General features: G+C 48.3%; 7 protein-coding genes and 1 pseudogene. 1 reads left to right on the top strand and 7 read right to left on the bottom strand.

The genetic code is table 11. From position 1 onward, the window contains the following. The 4 genes from SGI97_11230 to SGI97_11215 all read right to left on the bottom strand — a co-directional run. A partial coding sequence (locus SGI97_11230) for a serine/threonine-protein kinase (protein MDZ4724451.1) occupies nucleotides 1-792 on the bottom strand: 792 nt, incomplete at its 3' end. 333 nt (nucleotides 793-1,125) lie between these two features. After that, a complete protein-coding gene (gene uvsE, locus SGI97_11225; GenBank protein MDZ4724450.1) occupies nucleotides 1,126-2,037 on the bottom strand; it encodes a UV DNA damage repair endonuclease UvsE in 912 nt (303 codons plus the stop codon). A gap of 22 nt (nucleotides 2,038-2,059) precedes the next feature. Then, nucleotides 2,060-3,499 (bottom strand): SDR family oxidoreductase, encoded by a 1,440-nt coding sequence (locus SGI97_11220; GenBank protein ID MDZ4724449.1) that lies wholly within the window; start codon nucleotides 3,497-3,499, stop codon nucleotides 2,060-2,062. A gap of 43 nt (nucleotides 3,500-3,542) precedes the next feature. After that, complete coding sequence (locus SGI97_11215) at nucleotides 3,543-3,803, bottom strand: hypothetical protein (GenBank protein ID MDZ4724448.1); 261 nt, start codon at nucleotides 3,801-3,803, stop codon at nucleotides 3,543-3,545. 274 nt (nucleotides 3,804-4,077) lie between these two features. Between SGI97_11215 and SGI97_11210 the strand changes: the two are divergent. Next, nucleotides 4,078-4,167: pseudogene (locus SGI97_11210) on the top strand (transcriptional regulator). 147 nt (nucleotides 4,168-4,314) lie between these two features. Here SGI97_11210 and SGI97_11205 read toward each other — a convergent pair. The 3 genes from SGI97_11205 to SGI97_11195 form a co-directional block, all read right to left on the bottom strand. Beyond that, complete coding sequence (locus SGI97_11205) at nucleotides 4,315-6,744, bottom strand: PKD domain-containing protein (GenBank protein MDZ4724447.1); 2,430 nt, start codon at nucleotides 6,742-6,744, stop codon at nucleotides 4,315-4,317. 903 nt (nucleotides 6,745-7,647) lie between these two features. Then, nucleotides 7,648-10,851 carry a CusA/CzcA family heavy metal efflux RND transporter gene (locus SGI97_11200; protein MDZ4724446.1) on the bottom strand — a complete coding sequence of 1,068 codons (3,204 nt, stop codon included), beginning with the start codon at nucleotides 10,849-10,851 and terminating at the stop codon, nucleotides 7,648-7,650. Between the two features lie 12 nt (nucleotides 10,852-10,863). After that, nucleotides 10,864-11,205: a P-II family nitrogen regulator gene (locus SGI97_11195; GenBank protein MDZ4724445.1), complete on the bottom strand. Its 342-nt coding sequence runs from the start codon at nucleotides 11,203-11,205 to the stop codon at nucleotides 10,864-10,866. Nucleotides 11,206-11,214 lie beyond the last annotated feature (9 nt).

The following is an 11,214-nucleotide window of genomic DNA, read 5'->3' as shown; positions in this document are numbered from 1 at the left end:
GACGATTCTCTGCAATTCGGTCGGAACATCGGACTTGAATCTCGCGAGCGGTTCCGGAGCCTCGCTGATTATTGCATGAAGAGTTGCGGCATCGTTGTTGCGCTTGAAAGGTGTGCGGCCGGCAACGAGCTCGTAGAGGACTATACCGAGGGAAAACAAGTCTGATCGATGGTCTATTTCGCGGCCCTGTGCCTGCTCGGGAGACATATAGGCAATTGTCCCGAGCGTGGAACCTGCCTTGGTGAGCATCTCACTCCCTTTGATTGCCGCCAGACCGAAATCAAGAATCTTTGGGCGAAGTTCTCTGTCGACGATAATATTCGCTGATTTGATATCACGATGACTCACTCCCCCAGCATGCGCACGGGACAGTCCGTCAGCTACTTGCTGGATAAGATTGATTATTTTCCCTACAGGAAGCGGCTCGTCATGGCAATACGTGCTCAGAGTTTTGCCATCGATATATTGCATTGCAAAAAATGGCCTTCCGTTGAATTCGCCTACTTCGTGGATGGTAACGATATTGGGATGATCAAGTTTAGCTGCCGCTTGCGCCTCGCGAGTGAATCGCACGCGAAGATCATTATCCTGCGCCATGTAGGCCGGGAGAAATTTAAGAGCTACCCGACGTTCCAATCGAGTGTCGTCAGCCAGATACACCTCGCCCATACCACCGGCGCCGATTTTATCGACTATCCGATAATGGCCGATAGCTGTCCCTTTTCCAATAGGCACGTGAGTCCGGGTGACATCGTCACTGCCGTCGGATTGTACCATCAGACGCTCTTTCACTTTTGAATACTACACAAATAGATACCATAAACAGGAAGATAGCGACAGCTGACTACAATCTCAAGCGCCAATGATCAGGCTCTTGTTAGTCAGCCAAACCAATTTTCTTAAGAAACACTGTCCAGCGAGGGTCGGAGTGCAGAGATTTCAGGAAAGGCGTGACCTTCGTCAGTGAAATTCCTGAATCTCGAACCTCGTATGCCCGCTCCAACGACCATGCAATCCTTGTGCGTTTCGTTATTTTTCATCTTGGTCATGCAAGATATCAGTTCACCTCTGCGAGTATAATATAGTTTTTGAATCTCAAGGGCTGAGAAATGCTGCGGAGGGTGTTCAAATTGTGGCAGAGCCCAGAGACATTATCTCGTTCATCACTCGCCTGATTGCCAATTCCTTGGCCTTTGCCTCAACCTCCACGGTGATTCCCAACTTAATCCATTTTTCGGGAAAATCGTTCATATCAATGTAGTCGTGATGTCTTCTCGGATTTTTTCCCGTCCACCCATGGATAGGGCTGGAGACGTGGAAAACCGGTTCACGATTCCAGGTAGAACAGGCCATCTCTGTAGTTTCTTCAATCGAAAAGCCGTCGGGAAGGCAGCGATGATGATGCACATCGTATACGAGCGGAATCTGCTCCTGCCAGCAGAAAGGCAGCAGATCTACGGGTGAGTAGGATCGATCGTCATTTTCAATGGTCAGGTGCTTTCGGGTGCGACTTGACAGGCTATTCACACCTTCAGCAAGTCTTTTCAGTGCCGATTCTTTGTCGCCGTAGACACCGCCTGCGTGAATATTGATCACATCGGCGCCGATCAATTCAGCCATTTCAGCGTGATGTTCGAGTTCTCGCAGCGAACTTACCACTACCTCGGGCCGCGGCGAATTCAGGACGACAAACTGGTCGGGGTGGAAGGTCGTTCGGATATTTCTTCGGTGGGCGAATGCCCGTAGCCCACCAAAGAGAGAGAAAATTTCATCGGCATTCGCCAGGTCTTCAATGTTGTAGCCGTGGCGGGGATGCGTGCGTAAAGGGAGCAGGCCACTCTGAACACGAAACGAACCTATCCCATTTCTATTGCAATAGTCGATTGCAAGACCGAGGGTGCGCACGTTATGAAGACAAAGCTCTGAGAGTTTCGCAAAACTCTGCTTACGAGCCAAACCATGCAGTGCCGCAGCGGTCGTGGTGCGAAACTTAATGGGCTCATCATGAAAAACACAGCAAAGGCCAAATCGTATCATTGTCATGCTCTCTGGTAACCGGTCAGTCGACGGAAGGAGCTTCGGACCGCCTGGCAATTGCTGATGCCATGCCACGAAAGACAAGGACGTGAACCGGATACACGCCATACCAATACAGCAATCCGAGCAGTCCCCTTGGATAGAACCGGGCGGTTTGTGTCAGAACACAGGAGTTTTGACCAACCGGCTTGACTTCGAATTCAAGCCAGGCCTTGCCGGGGACCTTCATCTCGGCCCGCAGCAGCATTCGTCGACCGTATTCAAGTTCTTCAACTCGCCAAAAATCAAGGGCTTCGCCCAGGGCAATGTCGTCTTGGTTACCACGCCCACGACGCAGTCCCACACCACCAATCAACTGATCGATGAATCCGCGTATCTTCCAAAGGGTGTCTGCACAATACCATCCATTGTTGCCGCCAATGGAACTGATGATCTTGAAGACCCTTTCGGACGATGCCTCTACCTCAATCTTGCGCTGGTCAATTAGGATGTGTGATGGCTCGATGTGAGCGATAACCGATTCACCTTCGCTGCTGGGCCGAGCGATCTGACCCGGAAGCACAGGGGCGAGCGCTTGCCGAACTGCGGCTTCAAACGATTTCGGTCGAATGTCAAACAACGTAAGTGCGTCGTCGTTTTCACATACCGTTTCATGGCGAAGCCCTTCAATAAGAGCGCGTGCCGGCATAATAGGAATTGGCGTCACTAGCCCTACCCAGTAGGATGAGAGTCGAGGAGTCAGGACCGGCACCTTAATGAGCAACCTGTGAAGTCCAAGAACGCGGGCTACTACCAAAATCATGTCGCGGTACGTCAGTACTTCAGGTCCACCGATATCAATGATCTTGCCGACGCTCTCTGGCTGGTCAAGCGCTGCGACAAGATAGCTGGTCACGTCATCAATGCTAATCGGTTGAGTTCGAGTGATAACCCATCGTGGACAGATCATAACCGGTAATCGATTGGCAAGGTGGTGAACCATTTCAAAGGAGAGGCTGCCGGCCCCAATGATGACGGCAGCTCTAAACTCGGTGACCGGAACACCGGACTGGCGTAAGACATCGCCGACTTCATGCCGACTTTTGAGGTGAAGAGACTGGTGCTCCTGTCGGCGACCCAAACCACCCAAATAGATGATCCGCTTGACCCCGGTATTCTTTGCGGCTCTACCAATATTGGCAGCCGCGCAGCGGTCAAGCTCGGCAAAGTCCCCATTCGACGTCGCCATGGAATGCACGAGGTAGTAGACAACGTCTTGGTCTTCCAGCAATCCCTTTAGCCCGGCGGGTTTCAGAACGTCACCCTCATGGATCTTAACCCGAGTATTCCAGGGCCGATTCATCATCTTTTCGCGATTTCGTACAAGACATGTGACATGATGCCCTTCTCGCAGCAGGCACGGTACTAACTGGCTACCGACATATCCTGTCGCGCCAATCACCAGCACTCGCTGGGTCTTCACTGCGATACCTCGTTCGCCATAGCATCATTGTTGGTCACAGTCATTAAACGACGCCGAACACCAAATAGTTCACCAGCGCAAAGGTGTAGACCTCATCGTTGTCAGCAATCTTGGTGAGTAGGACTTTGACCGCCACCAAGCGGTTAAGGCGGGTGTCTTTGGCTTTGTAGACCTCGCCCATTCCGCCCGCGCCGATTTTATCGACTATCCGATAATGGCCGATAGCTGTCCCTTTTCCAATAGGCACGTGAGTCCGGGTGACATCGTCACTGCTGTCGGATTGTACCATGAGACGCTCTTTCACTTTTGAATACTACACAAATCGATATCATAAATAGGAAGATAGTGACAGCTGACTCCAATATCAACAGAGATGTGATCCCAGTTACATCATGGCAGAAGTATCAAGACCGGATTAAAACCAGTCTTTGATTGTTAGCCGCACTCGTTCACTTGACCGGACCAAGATAACGGTCAAGCCATGCCAATGTTTCTTTGATGAGTTCAGTTCGCGGAACAGAATGTCCAAAGGGATATGTTAGCCGTTTTTTGTGTTCAGCGGGCGTTTCATTGGGACGGAGAAGTACGACCCAAGCTTGGGGTTGGCATTCAAGATCGCGCGGATATTTGACGAACAAATAGAGCAGGTCTTTGAATACAGTGAGTGACGGGGGTGCGATAATGAGAGAATCTTCAATTAAATTAATCAACTAAATACCTTATTAAGAAACCAGGCCTTGCTGTACTCTCGTTCAAGCAAGGCCCTGATTTCTGTCGGTCTAAGATATTTGCGATAGATATTGCATTACTAATTCCTACTCACATGGGGAAGTACCACTGAGCGATATAAAGAGATTGTCGATCAACGCGGTCAGATCCGAAATATCAACCACGCCGCCAAGGCTCCCATCGGTATTCCCTTCTGCAAGACATGGCAGCGCTGTCAGAGAAATAAAGAGATTATCGATCAAAGCTGTCAAATCAGAAATGTCGACTACATCATCGAGCGAACCATCACAGTTGCCAGTCAGAGCCACACAGCATTGGTCACAAACATCTGGTATGCCATTGACATTGACATCCCCATCAACCAGAATTTGAAGCGGTCCCGTTCCCGGCGCGGCAAGCCAGTTTTCAAAATCAAAACGGATATAGGCTTGATTAGAAATTGTCGTTTCCGGAGGCAAGTCGGCCATTGGTCTGATAGAATAGCTGACAAAACCTTCCCCTTCAGGTGGATTTACATTAGGCGGCAAATTAATGCCGTCAAATATCCAAATCATCTCTCCGGTTTGCTCATCAAAACTAAAATCAACCGGATGACTGCTTGGTCCCGGCGCCAGTGTGCTCCAATCGAAGAACGGACTGAGAGTGTCGACGACAATGACATACAATGCCGACGCTGTAGCTTCAGGCTTATTTTCAAATTGAATCATAAAGCTCAGGTCGCTGGACTCGAGCTGGGCTTGCTGATCGCCACAGCCCAACGGCTGAATCTGTTTATCATTGGGATCAATAGCAGCAACAACTTCTTCGGTTTCTTTTACATTATTGTTGAATAACGTTACTTCGCCGGTCGCTTGGTCAACTGAAGCCGTTATTGGAATCAATTCTCCAACATTGGTCAGAGCATCAACGGTTAGTTCAATTTGAACGGTATAATCATCGAATGTTAACTGGGTGGGGTCCCAACTCAATGTCGGTAAATTCCACTTCTTGATGGTACCCATATCAACATTCGGAGCGGGTACGCTTCCTACATACGTTACTTCACTCGGAAGTCCCGATAAATCAATGGTGAGTTTATCTCCAATAGCATCTCCTGTACCGATATTTACAACTGTAAAATAAATTTTCTTGTTAAATCCACGTCTCACCCTAGATGGCCCGAACGCAGAAAGGTCGAAGTCTGGAGTCGGAGTGGACGTAAACCTGACGTGATTGAGTAAACAACGGGTGTCGCTGTACAATGGATTGGAAGCAGTCAAACAGACCGTGTATGTGCCGGCAGTGGTGTATGTGTGTACCGGATTCTGTACTGTTGATGTATTGCCATCACCAAAATCCCAGAACCAAGTGACGGGGGCCCCTGTCGACAGGTCTGTGAAAGTTACGTTGGTGGGTAGAATTCCTGCGCGAGGATTGGCTTGGAAATCGGCTATCACCGGATTCAGGCTGATGTAAGCAAACCGTGAAGCGTTTGCTGTTCCTCCAGCTAAAAGATTTACAGATGCTGAAACGGTAAATGGCCCCACGGCCGAACCATCATAGATGTGGATCGGGTTCCTACCGACGCCGGTGTTTCCGTCACCGAAGTCCCATTGCCAAGTGTTGTCGTCAACTGGCGCACTCAAAAAGCCGGAAAAGAAAACCGGATTGCCGACGTTTATCTTCGTTTTGACTGCATGAAAAGTAAATCCCTGAAATGCTCCCAGAACCGGCAGACGCGGAGTAAACGGCAAGTTCTTTTCGAGGACGTAGGGAGTATGTACGTTCGTTCCGTTCTGCGTTGGCGGAAGTGAGATAAATTCACAACTAACAGTGCGATCAAATGTTGTTGAACTTGACATGGTCACATCAAAATCAACAAGTATATGATTACCTGGTTCAAAAGAACGATGGCCGTTCGTTAGCGAATATACGAAGAGTCTTCCCGCTCCTTTATCACGAGCCCCTCCAATCAATTGGTGTTGAAAGTCAGAGCCCAAAACTATATTACTCAGTCCATCTGCTGGCGTCCCGCCTACTCTGACCAAAAACGGGAGGATTACCCCATGAAATGGATCTTCGTTCTCAAATTCCAATTTAACGCTCACGGTCAATAGCCCGGCTGGAAGCACTACTGGCAAAACTCTTACAATTGTAGTTGGATCCACAGCCGGATTCATCGGCGGAAGCGTTGCCGGACAGGTGAGAGGAAGCGAGTTAAAAACGTTCTCCATCAAAAACATCACATCTCGAGCCGTCACCAAGAGCCTGTCGTCAATGTCGCTAAAATCAAAAATTGGACTATGAGATATAAAGAGATAATCAAGGAGAATTGTCAAATCACTAATATCTACCGAGCCGTCACCACCGTAATCTCCACATAAGACCGCCGGAGAGTGCGCACTGACGGGTGCCAGCGGCAGTATTTGTTCTGATTCATTACCTGCTTTTTTGTAGGTCGTCTCCGAAGACACCATTCCCGCCGCAAAAAATAACGTCAGCAATAGCCCCATTGTCAAAGAAGTAAACTTCTTCATAATTGTTTTGTTCCTTCCAGAGTTATTCTAAATTTTCTTGTGTTTATACTTATCCTCTAAATCAATCAAACAAATCGCCATTGGCCTCGCGCAATCGGGAAATCCTGAGGCGCTGCAACAAAGAGCAATCACTGTTTCCATTACATTTCCTCTGGCTCTCTTAGTCATAAAGAGCGAGGGAAATAAGCTCATCTCTGGTCGAGATGCCTTTTTTATCCAAGTACGCGATCAAAAAAGTATGTATCGATCAAGAAAAGTACTTCGTGGGTGTACATTCCTGCCATCATTCACTCGCATGACTAAGGATGACGTGCGGGGAATGCTTATGAATCAGCAAGAGAGGAATCCCGACCCAACACCTAAATAATACAGTCTAATTTCTTTGTATTGTCAACAGAAAAATGCCTAAATAAGTCAGATATCAAGAATGAACTGTGTGACGAGATTTTTGCGCCTTTCCTTCATCCGCCCGTCAATTTGGCACACACAGAACAGTGCGGCTCGCTATCACTTGCTCTCAAAAGAGAATGGCAGTTCAAAAAATGGGCCAAACAAAAAAAGAGGCCTTTGTCAAAGCCTCTACTCAGTAAATTAACAAAACCGGACAGCCGTATTAATGTCGGTCATTCCATCCTCTTTTCAATTTTAGCCAGTTTCTGATTTTGCTTGCGTCTGGCCCTAAGGCACCAGCAGTCAAGTTAACGTGTGATATATTCGCGAAACAGGGAGAAAATATAAAATGGCGGGAATTGCAAGACGAGTTTATCGACTGGGTGATGCAACAAGCGGCGTAATGATCAACGCCATATCGAATCTGTTACGGTCTCAAACTACAAACACACTGAAAGAGCCCAGCAAGTCGGGCTCTTTCAGTGTTCATCGCGCCTGTCGTTAATGATTGAATCAACTCGTTGTCGATTCCGATACGATTACGCCATTCTTCCTTCTATTGAAGATACTATACAGCGCTGGCAATACAACCAAGGTCAGCAAGGTTGAAGATAAAATACCGCCAATTACTACGGTCGCCAATGGACGCTGGACCTCCGCCCCGCTTCCAGTTGCGATTGCCATCGGTACGAAGCCGAGCGAGGCAACAAGCGCTGTCATTAATACTGGTCGAAGTCGTGTCAACGCTCCATGAGTAACCGCTTCGTTTATAGGTTCGCCCTCTTCGCGCAATTTATTGATAAAAGTTACCATCATAAGACCATTTAAAACTGCAATCCCGGATAGCGCAATAAAGCCCACTCCTGCAGAAATTGACAACGGTATCCCCCGAATCCATAGAGCTAAAATACCGCCGGTGAGCGCCAGCGGAACTCCAGTGAATACCAGCAAAGAGTACTTTATTGAGTTGAAAGTCGCAAATAACAACAGGAAGATAAGCAGGAGAGCGACTGGGACAACTACAAAGAGGCGTTCTTTGGCGGCAATCAGATTCTCGAACTGTCCGCCCCAGGTCATCCAATAGCCTGCGGGTAGAGCAATTTGGGCATCCATGCGCTCTTGAGCATCTTGGACAAAGGAGCCGATGTCTCGTCCGCGAACATTGGCTTGAATGACCACACGACGTTTGCCATTTTCACGGCTGATCTGATTTGGCCCTTCGGTGATACTTATTTTGGCGATTGCCCCAAGAGGCACATAGGCCGGGTTTCGATCTTCACTCATTCCAAAGACAGAAGCAATCATCGTGATGGAAGAGCCTGCACCAAGCGCAGGAAGGGGAATTGGCAGAAACTCCAGAGCTTCAACATCCCGTCGTACATCTTCGGGCAGTCTGACAACAAGATCAAATCGGCGGTCTCCTTGGTATACCTGCCCCACGGCCTTGCCGCCAACTGCGACTTCGATTACCTCCTGAACATCGCTTATGTTCAAGCCAAATCGAGCAATCGCGGCGCGGTCAATATCTATGGACATGAGCGGCAGACCGGTAACTTGCTCAACCTTCACATCAGTCGCACCCGGAATTGATTCGAGAACGGATGCTATTTTATTGCCTTGAGAGAGCATTACATCAAGATTGTCGCCAAACACCTTTACAGCAACATCACTGCGGACTCCAGAAATCAGTTCGTTGAATCGCATTTGAATCGGCTGTGTGTATTCGTAATTATTTCCGGGAATCTTTTTCGTGATGGATTCAAGCTCGGCGACCAAATCCGTCTTACTCTTGTTGGGATTCGGCCATTGAGCTCTCGGCTTTATCATGATGAAAATATCTGCCACAGAAGGAGGCATGGGGTCGGTAGCGATTTCCGCCGTTCCAATTTTTGTAAAAACTCTTTCCACTTCTGGCAATGTTTGCACAGCCTCTTCAAGATCATGTTGCATGGAAACAGCTTGGGTGAGGCTGGTAGATGGAATCCGCATTGCGTGCATTGCGATGTCTCCTTCATCAAGTGAAGGCATGAATTCACTTCCCATCCGAGTGGCTACTATGCCGGAGAAAAGCAAGAACGCCATCGCAACGATGACAACTGGCCAACGATACGAGAGCGCGGCCTTCAGGACGGGTGAATACATCTTTTTTGTGCCTCGAATAACGATACTCTCTTTTTCGGAAACTTTTCCCCGTAAAAAAAGCGCAACGCCAGCCGGTATAAAGGTAAAAGTGAGAATCAAAGCGGCGCCGAGAGCTAGGAGGACTGTTTCGGCCATCGGAATAAACATTTTTCCTTCTACACCGCCCAGTGTGAGAATTGGCAAGTACACTATCATAATTATGCCTACCCCAAAGAGTGTCGGCTTAGCTACTTCACGCGAGCTTTCAAAGGCTTCTTCGAGTCGTTCAGAATGAGTCAGCACGCGTCCAAGGCGATGCTGACGTTCCGCAAAGCGACGAATAATATTTTCCACCATAACAACGGCCCCGTCGACAATGATGCCAAAATCGATAGCTCCCAAGCTCATCAAGTTTCCGCTGATTTTATTCTGAACCATGCCAATGACCGTAAAGAGCATCGAGAGCGGTATGACAAGAGCTACGAGCAGTGCGGCTCTTATATTTCCAAGGAGAAGGAAAAGGATGACGATAACAAGTACCGCTCCCTCGGCAAGATTGTTCCGAACGGTCTCCAGCGTTGCATCGACAAGATTCGTGCGGTCATACACTGTCCTTGCAACAACACCATCAGGAAGCGACTTATTCACTTCCGTCATCTTGTCTGCGACGCGTTGGGCGACAGTCCGACTGTTTTCGCCCATGAGCATAAAGACTGTACCAAGAACTACCTCCTCTCCATTTTCTGTCGCGGCGCCAGTGCGGAGTTCCTCTCCGAGACCGACTGTGGCAACATCGCGAATATAAATAGGTGTCCCGTCATCGACTCCTATGAGTACATTCAAGATATCATCTGTTGTGCTAACTATTCCTGGGACACGGATAAGATACTGCTCTCCCTTGTGTTCAATATACCCCGCACCGACACTGGAGTTGTTCCTCGCAAGAGCTTCCATGATGTCACGAAAACTCAATCCGTACGACATCATACGCGCCGGATCTGGAGTAACATGGTATTGCTTGTCATACCCTCCTATGGTGTTGACTTCGGTAACACCCGCGATTGTTCGAAGCTGTGGTTTTATCACCCAGTCTTGGACTTCACGCAAATCCGTTGAAGTAAAGGAATTGCCATCTGGCTTGAGTCTGCCCGGCAAGGCCTCAACTGTATACATGAATATCTCTCCGAGACCTGTGGCTATCGGACCCATGGTCGGTTCTCCCGCCGAGGGCGGCAAAGCCGACTTGGCTTCTTGCAGGCGTTCGTTGATGAGTTGACGAGCAAAATAAATATTTGTACCGTCCTCAAAAACGACTGTTACCTGTGATAGACCATAGCGAGATATAGAACGCGTATATAGAACGGATGGAATCCCGCCCATTGCAGTTTCGATTGAAAATGTAATTTGCTTTTCAACCTCAATGGGTGACATTCCTTTCGCTTCGGTGTTTATTTGTATCTGCACATTTGTGATGTCAGGCACGGCATCAATGGGAAGTTTCCCAAAGTTGTATATACCCAATACTGAAATCCCCGAAACAGCCAAAAGTATGAGCCATCGTTGGCGGATTGAAAAATTAAGAATTTTATCGAGCATGATTAGTCTCCTTTACAGCGCAGCGTCGGCAATTTGCCCGGTGCGAATCCTAATTACCTTATCCACCTTCGAAACTCCAATAATGCCATCACCAGGATTACCCGTGTGAGCGTGTTTCGCAATTATGGCAACTATTTCATCTACTTGATGGTCGGGGCAAATGATTTCAATTCGTTTCTTTTCATGATAAGAGAGTCCGCTCTCCGGAGTGATATAAGTCCCTCCTTGTCCTCTGCCTCTCCCTTGACCAAGACAATCAAAAGTAGTCAGACCAGGAAAGTGGGGCAATTCGTGTAATGCTGAGATGACCTTGCTTATCATGTGTGTTTTTATCGTAGCCTTGATTTCTTTCATAGTGTCCTC

The organism is Candidatus Zixiibacteriota bacterium, assembly GCA_034439475.1.
GTDB lineage: Bacteria > Zixibacteria > MSB-5A5 > GN15 > FEB-12 > JAWXAN01.
The sequence above is the reverse complement of the archived record's forward strand: the minus strand, read 5'-3'. Positions and strand labels throughout refer to the sequence as shown.

What these genes read in the sequence shown, in the direction of transcription:
- uvsE (MDZ4724450.1), bottom strand. Translation starts at nt 2,037, where the DNA reads ATGATACGATTTGGCCTTTGCTGTGTTTTTCATGATGAGCCCATTAAG.
- SGI97_11205 (MDZ4724447.1), bottom strand. Translation starts at nt 6,744, where the DNA reads ATGAAGAAGTTTACTTCTTTGACAATGGGGCTATTGCTGACGTTATTT.
- SGI97_11200 (MDZ4724446.1), bottom strand. Translation starts at nt 10,851, where the DNA reads ATGCTCGATAAAATTCTTAATTTTTCAATCCGCCAACGATGGCTCATA.
- SGI97_11195 (MDZ4724445.1), bottom strand. Translation starts at nt 11,205, where the DNA reads ATGAAAGAAATCAAGGCTACGATAAAAACACACATGATAAGCAAGGTC.